We start from the raw sequence: 19,359 nt of genomic DNA, 5'->3' as shown, positions 1-19,359 counted from the left end.
TAGCATGAACTCACTGCCTGAACAAAAAGAACCAGGAGGCACCGTGGCGCTCCATGTCCCTTTCCTGGGTTTAGCGCAGTAGCAAGCAGGCCTGTTTCCTGATGCCCGTTGATCAAACGTCAACCCGCCTGCGCAACCGTTCCTTTCAATCTGGAGTGTTCTCAATGTCAGCCTCTCGCAACTCCACGCCAAGCCTGCCAGTTGTAACCCGCTCGACTTCCGCGCAAGAAATTGCGCTGCTGAGCGACCAGGCAGGTGCCGTAATCATCCGCAACTTCATGACCCCTGAACAAGTCGCACGAATCAACAGCGAACTCGACGCCCCCCTGGCCGCGCTCGATGCCGGCTCCAGGCACGAGCACGCGCTGATCGCCGAGTTCCATGGCCACCAGACCAAACGGCTTACCAACCTCGTCACCCACAGCAAGACCTTTCGTGAGGAAGTCCTCGATGACGACCTCTTCCACGAACTGGGGAACGTGCTTTACGCCCCGGAGTGCGGTGACTGGTGGCTGACCACGGCCCAGTTGATCGAAATCGGCCCAGGCAACAAAGCGCAAATGCTGCACCGTGACATGATGCAGTACCAACCGTTCGTGGCCATGAGCAAACATGCGCCACGCGCCATCACCAACCTGATGCTGGCGCTGACCGATTTCACCGAGGAAAACGGCGCCACGCGCTTGATCCCCGGGAGCCAGGACTGGGATGACTTCGACGATGTCGGCACCCCAGAGATGACGATTCCTGCCCTCTTGAAAGCCGGGGATGCCGTGCTGTTCGGCGGCAAGGTCGTTCACGGTGGCGGGGCCAACGTGACCACCGACTATTACCGTCGCGGGCTGACCATCCCGATGCAGGCTTCGATAATCACGCCTGAAGAAGCCTACCCGTTGATCGTGCCGCTCGAGCTGGTGCGCACGCTTTCTCCGCGGGTACAGAAGATCCTCGGTTTCCGCTCCCAATACCCCAATGGCAGCCCTGGCCTTTGGCAACATAACTACGCAGACCTGGCGGATTACCTTCAGCTCTAGCGTCCAGCGTTGACTTGCCTGGGCCTGAAGGTGCCACGACCACCCAGACGCCCAGGCAAGGAAACACGCCAGGCATCGCTTTGCGATGCCTGGCCTCTGAGCGAGTGACCGGCCCTTCACTCCTGGCAGGGCATTACCCCTCGGCGTGAAAACAAGACAGGTACGCCCTCGGCGTTGAACAACGCCGCCGTCAGTGAAAGGCCATCAGCGGTCTGCGTTTCCTGAAAACTGTGCCCGCCATCGCTGCTCTGCACGCTCAGCCCATCCAGCCCGACCGCCAACACACGAGAGCCCGCTACCGCTACGCTCGTGACAGAGCCTTTGCTTTGCGTTGGCACTCGGCGAAAGCCCTTGCCGTCCGCTGAACCCTGCAACAGGGTGCCGCGCTGGCCACCCAGCAGCAGACGCCCATCGGCCAGTACCGCGCCAGACCACAGGGTGCCTTCGTAGCCGGTATCCAGGTAACGCCAGTTCTTCCCCTGGTCTTCGGAATGCAGCACCTGCCCATGCTCGGCCGTGGCGTACAGCGTGCCGCGGCTGTCGGCAAACAACCCCATCAGGTTGAGGTCGGCCCGCTTGCCCCCCGGCGGAGCCTGCAGCGGCTGCTCAGCCCACGTCTGGCCCCCATCCTCGGTCGTCAGCACCAACGACCAGAGGCCTACTGCAACACCCTGCCGGGCATTGAAGAAGTGCACCGCGAACAGTGGCCGGTCTTCTTCGGTGGCCAGTCGCTGGGCCTGCCAGGACTCCCCGCCATCGGTTGTGGCCAGGATCGCGCCCCAGTGGCCAACCGCCCAGCCGCGTTTGGCATCCACGAAAGACACGCCCGTCAATGGCGTGGACAGCGGTACCGACCTCGCCTGGCGCCACTCCATGCCCTGATCGTCGGACAACAGCACGACACCGTGGTCGCCCACGGCCACCATGCGCGCCCCCGCCCAACCGGCGGCCAGCATGGTGGCCTGCGTGGCATTGCTCGCCTGTACGGCCGGTACGGCCTGCAACGGCGCGGCCTGAAGAGACATCAGCGGCACTGCTGCTGCGAGCACGGCTGCGGTGAATGAAACCCTGAACTTCATGTTTCTCTCCTCAGTGCACCAGCGCGCCGATCACGCGCACGGGGCGCTTACGTGGGAATACCCGCTCCAGCCACACGGCGAAGGCCGGCAGCACGGTCATGGCCATGACCATGTTGACGATGAACATGAAGGCCAGCAGCTTGCCCATGTCGGCCTGGAACTTGAGTTCCGAGAAGGCCCAGGTGGCCACGCCCACGGCCAGGGTGATGGCGGTGAAAATAGTGGCGACACCCACTTCGAGCAGCGCGTATTCCACGGCTTTGGTAATCGACTGCCCATGAGCCAGGTGCAGTTGCAGACGGTTGTAGATGTAGAAGGCGTAATCGACGCCAATGCCCACCGCCAGCACCATCACCGGCAAGGTGGCGATGGTCAGTCCGATCTGCAGCTCCTTCATGAACCAGTAGCCAATAAAGGTGCCGATGGTCAGCGGCAGGCAACACACCAGGACTGCCCGCAAGTCGCGATACACCACGAACACCAGCAATGCGATGGCGGCATAGACATAAAGCAGCATGGGTGTTTCGCTTTTTTCCACTTCTTCGTTGATGGCTGCCAGCACCCCGGCGTTGCCCGAAGCGAGGCGCACCGAGATGCCTGGCAGGGGGTATTCGCTGCGGAATGCCTTGGCGGCATCCACTACCCGGTTGATCGTGGTGGCTTTGTGATCGGCCAGGTACAGGTGCACTGCGGACATGCTGCAGTCGGTGCGCATCAGCCCGGGCGTGCGCGCAACCTCGGTAGCCAGGGCGGCGTAGTTCATCGGGTCGATGGGCACCGCTGCCATCTTCGGGTTGCCTTCGTTGTAGCCCTCATTGAACTGGCGCATGTTGCTGGAGAACGACGCTACCGACAGGACACCTGGCACCCCTTGCATGGCCCACACGAAGCGATCCTGGTATTGGCCCAGGGCAACATCCTCGCAGGCCACCTGGCTGTCTTCGCCAGAGGGCTCCTTGTTGACTTCGAACACCACGCTGAGCCAGTCCAGGCCAATGTCGTAGTTGCCGGCGATGGAAACCGCATCGCGATTGAAGCGGGCGTCCTCGCGCAACTCCGGCGCGCCCGCCTGCAGCGTGCCAACGACACGGTCATGGCTTTGCCAGATCGCCACCAGGAATACCACCAAGGCAAAGCCAAGCACCCATTGTGCCCTGCGTGGCTCGGCGAGCCGGGCCAGGCCACGCAGCCAGCGGGTGCGGCGCTGCCGGGACACTTCCTGGGCGGCCGCATACTTGTCATCGACACTCAGCAGCGACGCCATCAACGGCAACATCACCAGGTTGGTGATGATCTTGTAGGCCACGCCAAGCGAGGCCGTGATCGCCAGCTCCCGCACCATCGGGATCGGGATCAACAGCAGCGTCACGAAGGAAACCAGCGCGGTCACCAGCGCCAGCGTCCCGGGGATCAGCAACCCCGTAAAGCTCGAACGCGCCGCCGCTTCGGCGCTCTTGCCGATGGCGATCTCGCGGACGATGAAGTTGATTTGTTGCACGCCATGGGACACCCCGATGGCGAATACCAGGAAGGGCACCAGCACCGCCAACGGGTCGAGCCCGTACCCCAACAGGCGCAGGCTACCGAACTGCCACACCAGAGAGGCCAATGAACAGACCAGCGCCAGCAGCGTGAAGCGCAGCGAGTGGCAATACCAGTACACCGCCCCCGCCGTCAGCAGCAACGCCAGCAGACAGAACTCCAGCACGGCTGAAGCCCCGTCAGCAATATCACCGATCTGCTTGGCGAAACCGATGATCTGGATTTCGAAATCGCCATCCTCGAATTGCTGGCGGATCTCTTTCTCCAGCCTGTGGTTGAACGCCACATAGTCAAGGTGCGCGCCATTGGTGTCGTATTCGTTGAGTTCCACCGTGATCATCGCACTGCTCTGATCCCGGGAAACCAGCGTGCCGATGAAACCACCCTGGGCGGTGGAGCTGGCGATCGTCGCGATGACCTGGTCATCCAGGTGCTCGGGCGAAACCGTTCCTGGTACCAGTGGGTCAGCGCGAAAACCTTCTTCGGTGATTTCGTTGACGAAGGCATTGGGCGTCCACAACGAACGCACGCTGCTGCGGGCCCCCCCCGGGAGGAAGGTCACCGCCTGGGTGACGTCATACAGCCGTTTCAGGCCCGGGGCGCTCCAGATATCGCCCTGTCGGGCCTTGACCACGATGGTCAGCCGGTTCGCTCCCAGCAGGTCGTTGCGGTAGGCCTCGAATGTCTTGATGTATTCGTGGCCTACCGGCAATTGCTTTTCGAAGCCTGCATCCATACGCAGTTGCACGGCGAACCAGCCCATGATCAGCGTGAACACCGCCAGGGTCGCCAGCACCAGACGACGATGCCCGAACAACACACCCTCGACACGTGACAGCAGGCCAGGTGCCGGAGCTTCGGATAACTTTACAGAACCGTTCACGGCGGGCCTCACAAGGTGCGGGAAATCGCAACGCCGACATAGTCGCGGTCACGATAAAGCTGGTCGTAGGGCGTGTCGCCGCCCATGAACTTTGCGTAGTTGAGGGAGATCTGCCAACTGGCCGGGTTTCGCACGAAGTTCAGATACAGGTTCATGCTGCTCGCGTCCTCGGTGAAGGTCGCACTCAGGTTCGGCGTCCTGCCCCCTAGCGAGCGCGAATAGAATACACCTGGCGTGACCTGCCAGCCCGGCAGCAAGGTGCCGTCATAGGTCAGGCTGAAGTCCAGGTTGATGCCAGAGGACGTCTTGTCGCCACGGGGCTTGGGCGCTGTCGCAGGGTCCAACTGCCAGGTATTGAGCCCCGCAGCGAGTGGCTCGCCATTGACCTCGTCATGCAGCCCTGGGTATTTGATGACCACAAGCTCGGACAACAAGGTGCCCGTGCTGGCTCCGGTGAAGTCGAGCAGCGTCGGGGAGTTGGAAGGCGTGAAGCTGTACAGGCCGGTGAGGTGCCACTGGAACTTCTTTTCGTCCTTCCAGCATTTGCCGCCATTGCTGGAGCACAGGTCGATGACCGGGTTGAGCATGACCGAGTCCTTCGGCCGGTACGAAAGCTCCGTACCGACGGCCCAGTCACCGATCGGCATGTTGGCACTGATGCCATACATCATTCGGTCTTCCTGGTATTCCCAGGTGGGGGCAGCGGCGAAGGTGTCCGGGTCAAGAATGGCGACGCGCAATGACGGCAACTTGTCGTGATAACGCATCACGTAGAAGCCGTAGTTTATGTCGCTGTCCTCCGGTTGCCAGCGCAGCGAAAGGCCCCACTGGCCGCTGTCGCGGGCGTCCTTCTCGGAGAACCCGTAGTCCCCCCTGCCCTCGCCCAGCGCGTTGTTGGTGGACCAGTAGCTGCCCACCGGCGGCAACTCGCTCTTGTTCCAGCGGAACTGATAGTAGGCCTCGACGTTAACACCCGAGCCAAGGCCCGAAGCGACACTGAGCATCGGCGCGGGCAGCACGGCCTCCTTGAGCTGCACGCCGGGGCGCGCCAAGGCCTGGTAGTCGTAGGCGTTGGTGTTGTTGATGCCACCGGCCACGAACAGGCTTTCGCCCCAGTTGATCACCTGGTTGCCCAGGCGCGCACGGACCCGCTGCCCGCCCATGTCGAAGCCTTTGCTCACCCACAGGTCCAGCAGGCGAGCCTTGAAGGCGAGGTCGTCGCGGGCGTCGTCACTCAGCCCGTTGCTGCCGACGCTCTCTGGGGTGTTGAACGACAGCGTGCCGGTGGTATCGGTGGCAGCGAAGTCGCGGATCCAGGTCCCGCGCGCCATGAAGGTGAAGTCCTCGGGCATCTTCAGCAACAGCTCATGGGTACCCTTGAGGTAGTTGGTGAACATGTCGCCGCGGTCGTAGTTCAGGTCGCCCTGGTCCGCCACGCCGGAACTCTGCGCCAGGCAGCCGGAGGGCACGTTGTGCCCGGTCGGCCCCTGGTTGATCAGGTTGCAGGCCCGTGACTCGGTACGCAGGCCCATGCCTGCGGTGATCGTGGAGTCGAAGGAGCCATTGAGGGTTTCGGTTTCAAATGTGAACCCCATTGCCAGTGGGGTTGCGCACACGATGACAAGGCCTGATGCTTTCGTAATTATTTTTTTCATGTGGGCTCTCGATCTGGCGTGGGTTTAGCGCTCGCTGATGGCTCGCAGGTTGTCGGAGGTGAAGAAGTCGCGTTTCAGGCGAGGGTTGCCACTGTCTTCGGTGAGCCAGCGAATATCGTTCTTGCCCGCGCCGATCGAGGTCATGTCGAACAGGTAACGATGATCGGCGAGGTTGTACTGGACCTGGGCCTGCACGTCGCACGCGCCGATCTCGTAGACGGGGATCGAGAACCCTTCACGCACCTTCCAGATCTGCCCTTGCTTGTCATAGTCAACGGCCAGCAACGGGTTCCAGCTGTCCTCGTCGATGTAGAACAGGCGCTTGGGTGCCTGGTGGCGCATGCCCTGGCGAACATTGGCCTCGACGACCCAGACACGATGCAGTTCGTAGCGGCGCGACTGTGGCGCGATGGAATCGTCGCCAGCGAAGCCTTCCACCTTGGCTGCGGTGTCATAGGCGCCAAAGGCGTTGTACGGCACCAGCAGCTCCTGCTTGCCGATCAGTTTCCAATCGAAGCGGTCCATGGCTCCGAAGAACACGTTCGCCTCATCGACGGTGTACTGGTTGTCCAGCCCGATCTGCGGAGCGTCGTAGGAATACGATGGCATGCGCCTCACCCGACGCTGGCCGGGGAAATAGTAGAAGGTGCTGGCCTGCTCGCCTGCTACAGTCGTCTGCACACCAGCCTGGCCGGCCAGCGCCGCTGGCTCCCGGTAACTGGAGAACGTGGCGTTTTCCAAGCGGCCAATGGACGAAAAAAGTGCACTGCCTTTCTTTCCCCAGGGCGTAAAGAAAAAGGTGTCTGACGACTGGCGTAACCACTCCCCACCCTTGCGCGGTGAAATGCCTGAAATGCTTTTGGGAATTTCGACACCAAGGCCGCGATAGCGCATCTTCATGTTCCACATCACCTCTGCGCCGGTACTGGGCAGAGGGAACGGGATGCCTGGCACATGGGCGTCCTCTAGGGCAACCCCTGTGGAGTCGAGCTTGGCGAAGCCAATGTTCTGCCGCGTGTTATCCGCCACGAAGTCCGGTACGCCACAGGTGCGGCGGGTCGGGTAGACGTCCATGCGATAGCCCGGAATCTTCTTGAACAGTTCGAGCTGGCCGGGGGACAGCTTGCTCGTATACTGCGTCACGCTGTTCGAGTCGATGCTGTAGAGGGGTTTGTCATCCTTGAACTTCCAGTGGTCCCCCCGCACCTGGCCATAGCTCCAGCCCCCCCCTTGCGGCCCCGGAGCAGTCCAGGCCGGAATATCCCCGCTTGAACTAGCGGCCACCTCACCGCCCAGTGGCGTCAGCTTCGAACCCAGCTCCCCCGCCACCTGGGGTGCGGCCTGTACCGAGCACATCGCGGTCGATACCGCGAGGGTAACCAGCAGATGCCTGAAAATACAGCGGGCGGACATGTCGTCTTTCTGCCCTGTAGATACTTCTTTCATTGGAGGCTCCTCGAACAAAGGGCCTGGACCGGCTACCCGACCATCCACACGGAAATGGGCACCTATCGCAAGCTGATCATTTGACATGATCAATTGACCATGTCAAATGATCAGAAAGCAATCCATATGCCAGAAGTCTCGTGGAATGATTAAGTTAGATAAATCAGGTGTTTAGTCGACAGTGGCGATCTATGTTCATCAGATGCCTGCACCTTAATGGGAAGTAAAGAAACATGTGTTACCAGCGCATGCCCAACCATGATGCATTGCTAGTTATACTTACCCATCGCAAGCTGCCGTTTACATTGAGCAAGCCTTAAATATTTCCATTGAAAACCCAATCATGGAAATGAATCAATTACCCATAAAAAAACCGCCCCTGGAGGCGGTAAAGAAGCGGGCCTATGGCCCGACATGGAGTTACTTCGAATCAAGAAATTGGCGGCATAACGGCGCACCTGCGCCGCTCAATTCAACGAGCATTGAGTAACGCCTCAACTGGGGCACTTCTAGAACGCTGAAGTGCACCATAGGCATAGAACGATTGCACAATCGAGTACGACCAAGTCAAGAAAGCAAAGGTCATGAATACCATCTTTGAGTCGTCACCCGGAATCGGAAAGAAGTCATACCGGAATGCTATCGTTAGCCCCGCCACACCGCCCAAGGTGGTAGCCAGCGCATGCAGAAGCTCTCTGGCACAAACCAGTCGCCAAATGAAATAGGCCAGGTACGCTGTGTACGCCAGCCACATCACCATATAAAAATAAGGCAGGAACTGCTTGAATGAACTCGACATGAAGTAAATGGCTGCAACCGTAAAGCCAGCCAGGAACAACACAATGTCATTCACCGGGGACGGTTTGTAATCGTGCGTTACCGCCATCAAGCCAAGCGTTGCAATAACTGGAATTCCAACACCCCGGGAAAAAGCATCGAGGAATATGGCAACGTTATAATTTTCCAGCCAGCCCGTAACGAGGAAGATCGCGAAATTCGTCGCGGATATCCCGACAATCAAAAACTCTCCGCCGAGCAGATAATTTCTTCGCCCGAGGAATGCCGCCCCATAATACAGACCACAGATGATTAGCAATATACATGAGCCCAGGATACTCACTTCTATCAGTTCCACGAGAACAGCCTCTCTCAATCTGAGGATCGACATCACACTGCACGTCGAAATCGGCAGCCAATCGGACGACTATTGCAAACCCGATCAGCGGGGAAATACGGGCTGAATTATTTGACCTGCACCGGTAACTAAAGTTATACGAGCAGGTCAGCATGGCCGTGATTAGTCGACCAGAGACCTCAGGTCGCTGTCGATTTTATTCAGCGTTTCCTGAGAAATAAACCCGCCAGAATATTTCGCCGCCGTCACTAAGGCAAAGCCACGGGCCATGCCAATTTGTGGGTGTTTACCCACACCGGGCAGGTGCTTTTCAAGGATCTGGCTCGTAGTGCTGTTATCCAGCAGCTCGCCAACTTTCGAGTCGATTGAGAACGCCATGGTGTCATCTCCTTGGTTGCGCCCAAAAGGGCAGAAATTCAATACGCAGCAGGCTGTGCAAACTCAGGGGCTCAGAAGCCTTTTCCCGCCTCGGAAAACGCAGGCATGCCCAAGAGCTCTTGTGGGTCTCGCATCTGGCCATCAATTTCCACCCAGCCCAGCAGCGTGGAGCTCACACTCCAGCCCAGCAGGCGTTGCATTTCTGCGGGGAGCTGGCGAACCCGTTCAATGGGAATGGAAAGGAAGTGATTTTCTTCGAGGCGCAGGATGGCCAAGTCGTAGGCCATGGTCAGACCAGTACGAGGAGACGCTGTGGTATTGGCGCCACCGCCGTGATAGACCGACCCCAGCCACAACAGCGCAGAGCCTGCTTTCATCTCGGCGGCGATGGTTTCTTCCTGGGTCGGCCCGCGCTCGTCATCCCATTGATGACTGCCTGGAATAACGCGCGTGGCACCGTTCTCTTCGGTGAAGTCCGAGATGGCCAGCATGATCTGCAGGCGGGCCTCGCGCCCGAACTGGGGATGTCGCCACAGCGAGGTGGCATCGTCGCGGTGCAGGGGCTGAAGGCCTTGGCCCGGGCCGATCTGAATGGCCTGGGTAATGCTGAGTTGAATGTCAGGTGCCATCTCGATGCGGTCGCTGCCCACCCAGACATGGGTCGGTGTCTGCAGGATCTGCCTGGCCGCGCCGATGAACAACGGGTTAAGTGCCACCTCCACCGCCGTGTCGCTTCGCCCGATGATGCGACCGATACGACGGGTCTGCATGCCTGCGAAATAGGGGTCTTCTCCGCAGGGCGTGACATTCAAGTAGGTGTCCAGCTCTTCGGTGAGGCACTTGAGCGTCTCTGGCGAGACGAAATCAGCAATGATGACCCCGCCGTCACGCCGAATGATTTCCACCACTTGTTCCACCGACGCATCACTGCTGACCGTCGAGAGTTTTTGTGTATCCATCTGCCTTCTACCTGTCCGGTTTTTCATTGTTCTATCCAGCGAGCCCGGGCAACCGCCTCGTCCCACCGGCGCAACCACCACAGCAACCTCTTATGCCGCTGCCGAAGCCCGAAATAATCTGCTCGGCATTGCCATGATTATTGAATATAGTCATTTGATCAAGTCATTTGATCTGGTTTTTTTACCCCCTCGCCACTGCCCCGGCCTCGGTGAGGTACGGCAGTCAGCATCTGCCTCTGGGCAATGGCCACATACCGACGGCAAGACCGCAGACGGAAAGGGTTGCATCGACTCATCTCATGGATTGGGCCATGACTTTGCGATAGCATTCGTCACCGCCGACGCCGGACCCGGCGGCTGGCGCAAGGCCAAAAGGGGAGAACGCTGAATGGCTCGGATAGGCGCGGAAGAACGCAGACAGGATTTCATTGAAGCGACCATCAAGGTGATCGCAGAACACGGCATAGCCAACGCCACGACGCGGCGCATCGCGGCAGCGGCAGATTCGCCGCTGGCCTCGCTGCATTACGTTTTTCACACCAAGGAAGACTTGTTCTATGCGGTCTACGAGTCCTTGATCAACATGCCGCAGCGATCGCTGCAGGCTCCGGCAAACGCTCTCCCTGCCGAATCGGTAGGGGAAATGCTGCGCCAGTTGGTCAAGTGGTTCATCGCACACCCCGAGCGGGCCATAACCCAGTTCGAGCTGTTCTTCTGGAACCTGCGCAATGACCCGGAAATGGCAGCGAAGATCTATACCGTTTCCATCGAAGCCACCCAACAGGCCATCCAGAAGGCGACCGGCGATGCGCTGGATCAGGCCGCACTCACCACAGTCAGTCGGCTGCTCATCAACCTTTTCGATGGTTTGCTTCTCTCCTGGACCGCCCACGGCAACCTCGAACGCCTGGAGGCTGAGACAGAAACGGCTTGCCAGGCGGTTAAGCTGCTGGTGGCCAGCTACTGAGACGTCATTCAGATTGCCGTGGTCCGGTGTGACACGGCAATCCGGTATCCATAGGGTCTGACAGACAAACGGACTGTCGCCTCTTCCCACACAAACCCACATACGCCCTGTCATAACGACGCCAAAACCTGGAGTCGTCCGACGCGCAATACCCCCTACCCCAATCCCACCAGGTTCAAATCGTCCCAAAAAAATTGCTTCTCGGTGCATTTTGCACCTTGCCCCGGGTAATCTGTCGTCTCATCATGGTCAAATGATCAAGTCAAAAGATCAGCCCTATAACACAATAATGGGAAGCCCTATGTCCTCGCACACTGCTCTTCCGGTTGAGCCACTCGATATATTGATCATGGGAGCCGGTGTGTCTGGCATCGGCGCGGCCGCCTATCTGCGACGCCATCAGCCTCACAAGACCTTCACGATTCTCGAGTCCCGTGAGCGAATGGGCGGCACCTGGGACCTGTTCCGCTATCCCGGCATCCGCTCGGACTCCGACCTGTACACCTTCGGCTTCGACTTCAAGCCCTGGACCAAGGCGAAATCCCTGGCGGACGCCGCAGACATTCTCGAGTACCTGCGTGAAGCGATCGACGAGCATGAGCTGGAATCCTTGATCCAGTACAAGCAGAAAGTCATCTCGGCGAACTGGCAAACGGATAAGGGCTTGTGGGCGGTGCGGGTGGAGGACGGTCACCTGGGGCAGGCCCGCACAATCGAATGTCGCTGGCTGTTCAGCGCGGGCGGCTACTACAGGTACGACCAAGGATTCAGCCCCCGCTTCGAGGGAGCCGAACAGTTCAAGGGGCAGATCGTTCATCCGCAACACTGGCCAGAGAACCTGGATTACACGGGCAAACGTGTCGTAGTGATCGGCAGCGGCGCGACGGCAGTGACCCTGATTCCGGCGATGGCGGACAAAGTCGCCAGCATCACCATGCTGCAGCGTACGCCCTCCTACATCATCAACCAACCAGCCAATGATGCGATTGCGGCGTTTCTGCGCAAGGTCCTGCCCGAGCAAACCGCTTACTCTCTGACACGCTACAAGAACGCCAGGATCACCCTGGCCTTCTGGGCCTTCTGCCAGCGCTTCCCCAAGCTTTCCCGCAAATTGCTGCTGTGGCTGACGCGCAAGGAGCTGCCGAAAGGCTACCCGGTCGACGTCCATTTCAATCCGCCCTACAACCCTTGGGACCAGCGCTTGTGCACGGTACCTGAAGGCGATCTGTTCAAGGCGATCAGCGCGGGTAAGGCCGACATCGTCACCGACCATATCGAGCGGTTCACCGAATCCGGCCTGTTGCTGAAATCCGGCAAGGCGTTGGAAGCTGACATCGTAATTACCGCCACGGGGCTGAATGTGCAGATGTTCGGGGGGATCAGTCTGTACAAGGACGATAAGCCAGTGGTGCTGAGCGACACTCTCGCCTACAAAGGAACCATGCTATCCGGTGTACCCAACTTCGCGTTCGCGGTGGGCTACACCAACTCCTCCTGGACCCTGAAAGTGTGCCTGCTGTGCGATCACTTCTGTCGCTTGCTGGGTTTCATGGACAACCACGGCTACAACGTTTGCGAACCCCGGGCGCCAGACGGTATCCAGACCCGTCCTCTGCTGGATTTCGGTGCCGGTTATGTGCAACGCGCCTTGGACAGCATTCCGCGCCAAGGGCCAAGCGAGCCCTGGGTGATGTCGATGGACTACTTCCGCGATACCAAACTCCTGCGCCGCGGCGCTGTGGCTGACAAGTGCCTGGCGTTCTCCTCCGTACCCAGCACGCCCCTGCGCGCGAACGTCGAGCTGCAACAACAGGGTAGCCGCGGATGAGCCCCGATCGCTTCTGCGAACTGCCTGGCGAGCGCCCCCTTTGCTATCGCAGCCACGGGTCCGAATCAGCGCCAGCGGTGATGCTCATCGTCGGCCTGGGGCTGCAATTGACCTACTGGCCGCAACCGATCATCGCCGGCCTCGTCGAGAGGGGGTTTCGCGTCATCACGCTGGACAACCGAGACTCGGGCCGGTCGTTCTTCACCGACGTGGTGCCTCCCACGGCCATGCAGCAGTTCTTGCGCAAGCGCACCCCCGGCTATGACCTGGGTGACATGGCCAACGACGTGATCGGGCTCATGAACGGCCTGAACCTGGCAACGGCGCACGTGGTGGGTATGTCGATGGGCGGCATGATCGCCCAGACCCTCGCTGCCCGTTACCCCGAGCGTATCAGGACGCTCACCTCGATCTTCTCGACCACCGGATCGCTGCGCGTCGGCCAGCCGGCGTTGAAATCCATTCGGCAGCTGCTGCGCCGCCCGCCGCGCAGCGAGCAGGAAAGCGTTCGCGACTACCTGGACATCATGCGCCTGATCGGCTCGCCCCTGGAGTGGAATGAGCCCGCCTTCCGTGACTATGCCCTGTTGGCCTGGGAGCGAGGCGGTGGCGAGGCCAGCAACATCGGCACGGCCAGGCAGATCGGCGCGATCATCAATTCCGGCGACCGCACCCAGGAACTGCAACGGATTCGTTGCCGGACCCTGGTCATCCATGGCGATGAAGATCTCATGGTCGCGACCAGCGGCGGGTACGCCACGGCTGCAGCTATCCGTGGTTCCAGCCTGGTGCTGCTGCCCGGGATGGGGCACGACTTCCCGCCTTGCCTGTCCGGCACGCTGCTGTCCCTGCTGGCAGGACACATGCTGTAGCACGATCACCCTTTCAGGGGCGTGCAGCTTGGCCGCCCCTCTTTCCCCCCGAAGGAGGCATTTGACCACAGGTTCAAGCAAAACCCAGAACAACAAAATGCTGGCTTGCGCGAAATGCCAGGCCACACATCACCCGCTCGAGCTGTTATCCACGGCCTGGCGCAAGTGCTCCTCTACTGCCCTTTCAACAATGACAACAATTGAGCAAGAGGTACGTATGGACTTCAAGTTTTTACTCCCCAGCAAAGTTGTGATGGAACCTGGTCTGCGCGAGCGCACCGGTGAACACCTGCACTCACTTGGCCTGGCCCGCGTGCTCATCGTGACCGATCCTGGGGTCAAGGCGGCGGGCCTGCTGGACAGCGTCTACGCCAGCCTGAAGAAGGCAGGCATCGCCTTCGAGGAAGTGTCGGACATCAAGGCCAATCCGCGCAGCGAGGACGTCAATCAGATCGCGCAGCGATACCGCGGCAAAGGTATCGATGGCTTGCTAGCCATAGGCGGTGGCAGTGCCATGGATGCGGCCAAGGCCATCAGCGTACTGCTCAGCCATGAGGGTCGGATCGAGGACTACGAAGGGTCGTTCACGCTCACCCATGCCATCCCGCCTATCGTTGCCATTCCGACCACGGCCGGCACCGGCAGCGAAGTAACCTGCTTCTCGGTAATCACCGACACCGCCCGTCATTACAAGATGAGCGTGCATGATTACCGACTCGGGCCAATTCTGGCCTTGCTTGACTCTCATATCCTCGACACGCTGCCCGCGTCGATTGCCGCCGCAACCGGCATGGATGCCCTGACCCACGCCATCGAAGCCTACACCTGCCGCGTGTCGAACCCCATCAGCGACGGCCTGGCGCTGCATGCCATTCGCCTGATCAGCCAACACCTGAGGCCCGCCGTGCTGGAACCCGGCAACCTGCACGCCCGCGAGCAGATGCTGGCGGCCAGCCTGATCGCCGGCATGGCCTTCGGTAATGCGGACGTAGGTAGCGTGCACTGCATTTCCGAAGCCATAGGTGGCATGTACGACACGCCACACGGCGTGGGCAACGCGATCTTCCTGCCCTTCGTGTTCGGCCATAACCGCGATGCCGACATCATTCGCCACGCGCAGGTCGCCTACGCACTGGGCATCGACCCCAACCTCTCGCCGGCCGAGGCCGCCGAGGCCGCCGTCGGCTACCTGTTCCAGATGAGCAAGGACCTGGGCATCCCCCGCTTCGCCGAGGTGAAAGGCGTGCGCGAGGAAGACTTCCTGGCCATCGCTGAAAAGTCGAAGAAGAACTTCTCCGATGGCAGCAATGCGAAGGAGATGACCGTGGAAACCTACCGTGAAATCGTCGCCACTGCTTACCACTTCGTAGCGTGAGGGCTGCCAGTCATGAGCGAATCAACCCCCAGCGCTTCGCTGAAGCGCACCCTGGGCCCGTTTTCGGTCCTGCTGTTCGGCCTGGCCTTCCTCGCCCCGTTGATCGTCTTCGGCACCTATGGCGTGATCTCGCAGGCCAGTGGCAACACCACGGCGATGGCCTACCTGATCGCAGCGACCGGCGTGGTGTTCACGGCGTTGAGCTATGGCCGGCTGGTCAGGGTGTTCCCGGTGGCCGGGTCGGCCTACACCTATACCCGCAAGATGCTCAGCGCCAACCTCGGCTTCATGGTGGGCTGGGCCGCCCTGCTCGATTACTTCTTCATCCCGATGCTGATCTGGCTGCTCGGCGCGAGCTACCTCAACATGGCGTTTCCAGAAGTGCCGCAGTGGGTGTGGATCGTCGGGTTCATCGTCTCCACCTCGCTGCTGAACGTGCTGGGTATCCAGGTTGCCAACCGTTTCAACGTGCTGTTGATGGTCGCGCAACTGGCCATCATCGTCGTGTTCATCGGCCTGTGCGTGCACTACATCGTCGCGGCCAACGGCCCTGGCGGGCTGTTGTCGGCCAAGCCGTTCTTCAACCAGGATGTGCCCTTCGCCACCAGCATGGCCGGCGCCGCCATTGCCGCGTACTCGTTCCTGGGCTTTGACGCGCTGTCCACGCTCAGCGAGGAAACCCGCGACCCGGGCCGCACACTGCCGCGCGCCATCCTGCTGGTCGCGTTGACCGGCGGGGCGGTCTACGTCGGCTCCTCGTACTTCATGTACCTGGCGCACCCCTCCCCCACCTTCGAGTTCGTGGACGGAGCTGCCTTCGAGATCGCCCGCATGATCGGCGGCGACCTGTTCTTCGCCGTGGTCCTGGCGGGGATCATCATCGCCCACTTCGCCGCAGGCATGTCATTCCAGGCCAGCGTGGGCCGGCTGCTGTACGCCCTCGGCCGGGACAACCAACTGCCACGCAAGCTGTTCGGGGCGTTGCACCCTCGCTACAAGACCCCGGTCTTCAACATCCTGCTCTGCGGCATTTTCGGCACCGCAGGTTTTGGCCTGACGATCGCCACCGCGACGTCCCTGGTCAATTTCGGCGCTTTTCTGGCCTTCACCGCCGTCAACCTCTGCGCGTTGCGGCTCACCTTCGACGCACGCGTCAAGGACGGGGCTGGCCTGCTACGCGGCGTGCTCTTCCCACTCATCGGCCTGGTCACGGCCGGCTGGATGCTGGCCAGCCTGGATAAAGACGCACTGATCATGGGTTGTAGCTGGCTCGCCCTGGGCGCGGTTTACCTCGCCTGCCGGACCAGCTTCTTCCGCAACCCAGTGCCTGACGCGCTGGCGTAGCGGCCACCTTTCAATCGAATGCCCTGACGACAACCACAAGGCAAGGCCCTGGCCTTGCCGTTCAATGGCGAGAATCGACATGCAAACCAAACTCTTGATCAACGGTGCCCTGGTGGCCGGCGAAGGCGAAAACCTCGACGTGTACAACCCGTCCCTGGGCAGCGTCCTGGTACAGACCACCGAAGCCAGCCGTGCCCAGGTCCATGCCGCGGTGCAAAGCGCGGATGCGGCCTTCGATGCCTGGTCGCAAACACCGCCCAAGGACCGGGCGGCACTGCTGCTCAAGCTCGCTGACAGCATCGACGCCCAGGCGCCGGTGTTTGCCCGCCTGGAGGCAGACAACTGCGGCAAGCCGTTCACCGCCGTGTTGCAGGATGAACTGCCTGCCGTATCCGACGTGTTCCGCTTCTTTGCCGGTGCCGTGCGCTGCCTGCAGGGCTCGGCGGCGGGCGAGTACATCCCGGGCCACACCTCGATGATCCGCCGCGACCCGGTGGGCGTGGTCGCCTCCATCGCGCCGTGGAACTACCCCCTGCTGATGGCGGCCTGGAAACTGGGCCCGGCCTTGGCCGGCGGCAACACCGTCGTGCTCAAGCCGTCGGAACACACACCGATGAGCACCTTGAAACTGGGCGAGTTGCTCGCCGACATCTTCCCCGCCGGTGTGGTCAACATCGTCCACGGCTGCGGCGCCTCGGTGGGTGAGCCACTGACCAGTCACGCCCAGGTACGCATGGTGTCGCTGACCGGCTCGGTGCGCACCGGTAGCCGCATCATCGAAGGCACCGCCGACAGCGTCAAACGGATGCACATGGAACTCGGTGGCAAGGCGCCGGTGTTGATCTTCGACGATGCCGACATCGACGCCGCCGTCGAAGGCATCCGCGCATTCGGCTTCTACAACGCCGGCCAGGACTGCACCGCCGCGTGCCGCCTCTATGTGCAGAAGGCGGTGTACCCGGCGTTCGTGCGCAAGCTCGGCGAAGCCGTGTCCAGCATCAAGTGCGGGCTTCAGGATGACCCGGCGACCGAGATGGGCCCGCTGATCACCCAAGAGCACCTGGAGCGTGTCGAGGGCTTCGTGAACCGTGCCAAGGAACTGCCTCACATCGAGGTGGTCACCGGCGGCAAGCGCGCTGCGGGTGGCGGCTTCTTCTTCGAGCCGACGGTCCTGGCCGGCGCCACACAGGAGGACGAGGTGGTGTGCCGTGAAATCTTCGGCCCGGTGGTGACGGTTACGCCATTCGAAGACGAAGCCCAGGCACTGGCATGGGCCAATGAATCGGACTACGGCCTGGCCTCGTCGGTGTGGACCGCCGATGTAGGGCGCGCCCACCGCCTGGCCGCCCGCCTGCAATACGGCTGCACCTGGGTCAACACCCACTTCATGCTGGTGAGCGAGATGCCCCATGGCGGCGTGAAGCTGTCCGGCTACGGCAAGGACCTGTCGATGTACGGGTTGGAAGACTACACCGTGGTTCGCCACGTGATGTTCAAGCACTGACTGCCCACGCCCCAGATAGCCCAGATCATTTTTTCAAGAGGTTTGCATGAACAACATCGAGACGTTCGAAAGGCTCGAGTCCAACGTGCGGATGTACTGCCGTGACTTGCCGCTGGTGTTCGATACCGCCCAAGGCAGCAAGATCCGAGGTGAAGACGGCCGCGAGTACCTGGACTTCTTCGCTGGCGCCGGAGCCCTGAACTACGGCCACAACGACCCGCGCATGCGCGATGCCTTGATCGCGTATCTGTCGTCCAACGGCGTGACCCACGCCCTCGACCTGCACACCACCACCAAGCGCCAGTTTCTCGAAGCGATCGAGCGCGACCTGTTCAAGCCACGCGGCTGGGACTACAAGGTGCAGTTCACCGGCCCGACCGGTGCCGACGCCGTCGAGGCGGTGTTGAAACTAGCGCGCAAGGCGACGGGGCGTACCAAGGTCGTCTCGTTCTATGGGGCTTACCACGGAATGACCGCCGGCGCCCTGGCCGTCACCGGCAACCGCACTCGCCGTGGCCCTGGGCTTTCCACCGACGTGGCGTTCGTGCCGTACGAAGACAGCCCCTACGGCGAATTCGACAGCATTGGCTTCCTCGAGCGCCTGGCCAACGACCAGGGCAGCGGCTCGGAGCTGCCAGCTGCGGTGATCGTCGAGTCCGTGCAGATCCAGGCCGGCGTCTACCCGGCTTCCAACGAATGGCTGCAACGCTTGCGCAAGTGGACCAGCGATCACGGCGTGTTGCTCATCTGCGACGAAATCCAGGCCGGCTGCGGGCGCACCGGCGACTTCTTCGGCTTCGAGCGCTCCGGGGTGGTGCCAGACCTGATCACCTGCGCCAAATCGATCGGCGGCTTCGGCCTGCCGATGGCGATCGTGTTGATTCGCGCCGGGCTGGATGTGTGGCAACCGGGCGATCACATCGGCACCTTCCGCGGCAACCAACTGGCCTTCTTGACGGCCCAGATCGCGCTCGGCTATTGGCGCGATGAGTGGTTCCTGAAGTTGCTGGCCACCAACTGCGCGGCCATGGAGCGCGCGGTCGCCGGTTTCGCGGAAATTCCTGGCGTCGCCTCCGCGCGCTGTCGCGGCATGATCGCCGGCATCGACTTCGGTCGCGGCAACGTCGCATTCGCCAAGGATGCCCAGCAGCGTGTGCTGCAGGCGGGTGTGCTGGTCGACCGCTGCGGCCCGAACGGCGAAATCATCAAGCTGATGCCACCGGTGAACACCCCGACCGACCAGCTTGAAGAAGGCCTGAAAGCCTTCGGCGAATCGGTCGCGGCAGCGTTTAGCCAGTAACTGCACGGGCCTGCGGTGCGGCCTGTATCGATACAGCGCCGCATGCAGGCTCATCGCA

Annotated in this window: 15 protein-coding genes; 8 read left to right on the top strand and 7 right to left on the bottom strand. The window is 61.1% G+C overall.

Going from position 1 to position 19,359, the window contains the following annotated elements; genetic code table 11:
• Positions 1–164: 164 nt before the first annotated feature.
• Positions 165–1,034 carry a phytanoyl-CoA dioxygenase family protein gene (locus JYG34_RS11600; RefSeq protein ID WP_213661152.1) on the top strand — a complete coding sequence of 290 codons (870 nt, stop codon included), beginning with the start codon at positions 165–167 and terminating at the stop codon, positions 1,032–1,034.
• A gap of 116 nt (positions 1,035–1,150) precedes the next feature.
• On the opposite strand, the gene JYG34_RS11595 is transcribed toward JYG34_RS11600, so the two are convergent.
• The 7 genes from JYG34_RS11595 to JYG34_RS11565 all read right to left on the bottom strand — a co-directional run bounded on the left by JYG34_RS11595 (position 1,151) and on the right by JYG34_RS11565 (position 10,111).
• Positions 1,151–2,113 (bottom strand): WD40/YVTN/BNR-like repeat-containing protein, encoded by a 963-nt coding sequence (locus JYG34_RS11595; protein ID WP_213660810.1) that lies wholly within the window; start codon positions 2,111–2,113, stop codon positions 1,151–1,153.
• A gap of 10 nt (positions 2,114–2,123) precedes the next feature.
• A complete protein-coding gene (locus JYG34_RS11590; RefSeq protein WP_213660809.1) occupies positions 2,124–4,538 on the bottom strand; it encodes an efflux RND transporter permease subunit in 2,415 nt (804 codons plus the stop codon).
• Between the two features lie 8 nt (positions 4,539–4,546).
• Positions 4,547–6,193 carry a DUF1302 domain-containing protein gene (locus tag JYG34_RS11585; protein ID WP_331833015.1) on the bottom strand — a complete coding sequence of 549 codons (1,647 nt, stop codon included), beginning with the start codon at positions 6,191–6,193 and terminating at the stop codon, positions 4,547–4,549.
• Positions 6,194–6,217: 24 nt separating this feature from the next.
• The gene (locus JYG34_RS11580) at positions 6,218–7,606 is read right to left on the bottom strand and encodes a DUF1329 domain-containing protein (RefSeq protein WP_409264902.1); all 1,389 of its coding nucleotides are present in this window, start codon (positions 7,604–7,606) and stop codon (positions 6,218–6,220) included.
• Between the two features lie 505 nt (positions 7,607–8,111).
• Positions 8,112–8,759, bottom strand: a complete 648-nt coding sequence (locus JYG34_RS11575; RefSeq protein WP_139833475.1) for a hypothetical protein — start codon at positions 8,757–8,759, stop codon at positions 8,112–8,114.
• Between the two features lie 177 nt (positions 8,760–8,936).
• Entirely contained in the window at positions 8,937–9,152 is a 216-nt protein-coding gene (locus JYG34_RS11570; protein ID WP_213660806.1) for a hypothetical protein, read from the bottom strand.
• Positions 9,153–9,223: 71 nt separating this feature from the next.
• Entirely contained in the window at positions 9,224–10,111 is an 888-nt protein-coding gene (locus JYG34_RS11565; RefSeq protein WP_213660805.1) for a phytanoyl-CoA dioxygenase family protein, read from the bottom strand.
• A gap of 388 nt (positions 10,112–10,499) precedes the next feature.
• On the opposite strand from JYG34_RS11565, the gene JYG34_RS11560 reads away from it, so the two are divergent.
• The 7 genes from JYG34_RS11560 (at position 10,500) to JYG34_RS11530 (ending at position 19,301) form a co-directional block, all read left to right on the top strand.
• Positions 10,500–11,078 carry a TetR/AcrR family transcriptional regulator gene (locus JYG34_RS11560; RefSeq protein WP_213660804.1) on the top strand — a complete coding sequence of 193 codons (579 nt, stop codon included), beginning with the start codon at positions 10,500–10,502 and terminating at the stop codon, positions 11,076–11,078.
• Positions 11,079–11,379: 301 nt separating this feature from the next.
• Positions 11,380–12,906 carry a flavin-containing monooxygenase gene (locus JYG34_RS11555; protein WP_085663859.1) on the top strand — a complete coding sequence of 509 codons (1,527 nt, stop codon included), beginning with the start codon at positions 11,380–11,382 and terminating at the stop codon, positions 12,904–12,906.
• Positions 12,903–13,778, top strand: coding sequence for an alpha/beta fold hydrolase (locus JYG34_RS11550; protein ID WP_213660803.1), 876 nt, complete (start codon positions 12,903–12,905; stop codon positions 13,776–13,778). Before JYG34_RS11555 ends, JYG34_RS11550 begins: the two co-directional genes overlap by 4 nt.
• 217 nt (positions 13,779–13,995) lie before the next feature.
• Positions 13,996–15,153 (top strand): iron-containing alcohol dehydrogenase, encoded by a 1,158-nt coding sequence (locus JYG34_RS11545; RefSeq protein WP_213660802.1) that lies wholly within the window; start codon positions 13,996–13,998, stop codon positions 15,151–15,153.
• Positions 15,154–15,165: 12 nt separating this feature from the next.
• Positions 15,166–16,497: an APC family permease gene (locus JYG34_RS11540; protein ID WP_213660801.1), complete on the top strand. Its 1,332-nt coding sequence runs from the start codon at positions 15,166–15,168 to the stop codon at positions 16,495–16,497.
• A 79-nt stretch (positions 16,498–16,576) separates the two neighbouring features.
• A complete protein-coding gene (locus tag JYG34_RS11535; RefSeq protein ID WP_213660800.1) occupies positions 16,577–18,001 on the top strand; it encodes a gamma-aminobutyraldehyde dehydrogenase in 1,425 nt (474 codons plus the stop codon).
• A gap of 46 nt (positions 18,002–18,047) precedes the next feature.
• Positions 18,048–19,301: a diaminobutyrate--2-oxoglutarate transaminase gene (locus tag JYG34_RS11530; protein WP_213660799.1), complete on the top strand. Its 1,254-nt coding sequence runs from the start codon at positions 18,048–18,050 to the stop codon at positions 19,299–19,301.
• The last annotated feature ends 58 nt before the right edge of the window (positions 19,302–19,359 follow it).

This window comes from Pseudomonas entomophila, from assembly GCF_018417595.1.
GTDB lineage: Bacteria > Pseudomonadota > Gammaproteobacteria > Pseudomonadales > Pseudomonadaceae > Aquipseudomonas > Aquipseudomonas entomophila_C.
This window is presented reverse-complemented; position numbering and strand designations above follow the sequence as displayed.